Origin of the sequence: Mesorhizobium sp. M2A.F.Ca.ET.039.01.1.1, from assembly GCF_003998035.1 — a bacterium.
Classification (GTDB): Bacteria; Pseudomonadota; Alphaproteobacteria; order Rhizobiales; family Rhizobiaceae; genus Mesorhizobium.
This window is the reverse complement of the sequence record NZ_RZRY01001396.1, coordinates 1-668: the sequence shown is the minus strand read 5'-3', so window position 1 is coordinate 668 and position 668 is coordinate 1. Positions and strand designations below refer to the sequence as shown.

1 protein-coding gene is annotated in these 668 nt (G+C 69.6%); it reads left to right on the top strand.

All coding sequences use genetic code 11. The features are described 5' to 3' along the window. Positions 1-22: 22 nt before the first annotated feature. A partial coding sequence (locus tag EOA24_RS40080) for an FAD-binding oxidoreductase (RefSeq protein WP_245502006.1) occupies positions 23-668 on the top strand: 646 nt, incomplete at its 3' end.

Below are 668 nucleotides of genomic sequence, written 5' to 3'. Positions count from 1 at the left end.
CGGCAGCGCCACGATCGGCGGCATGGTTTCCACCAATGCCGGCGGCATCATGGCGTTTCGCAACGGCACGATGCGCCACCGCGTGCTCGGCCTTGAAGCCGTGTTGCCGGACGGGCGGGTGTTTTCCGACCTCACAAGGGTGCTCAAGACCAGCGCCGGCTATGATCTAAAACATCTCTTCATTGGCGCGGAGGGCACGCTTGGGATGGTCACGCGCGTGGCGGTGCGGCTCGACCCGGTGGCAGGCGCCAGCGCCACGGCGCTGGTCGGCGTGCCGGATGCGGCAAGCGCCCAGCGCATCGTGCGGCATTTTCTGGGCTCGACCAGCGCGCGGCTCAGCGCCGCCGAGATCCTGTGGCGCAATTTCGCCTCGCTGATGCAGCGGGGGCTGGGCTATGCGCCCGGGCAGCTGCCGCTCGATGCGCCCTGCCTACTGGTGCTGGGGCTCAGCGCGGACAGTGTCGAGGCGGCCAGAGGGGTGTTTGAGGACGGGCTGGCGGCGATCTGGGAAGAGGCCGGCATCATCGACGGGCTGGTCGCGAGCTCCGAGGCGCAAGCCGCCCAGATGTGGCGGCTGCGCGAGGAGACAGTTGAGATCGAGCGCGCGCACCCGATGGCGCCCTCCTTCGACGTGTCGGTGCCGGGCGGCGCGCTGGACGCCTATGTGG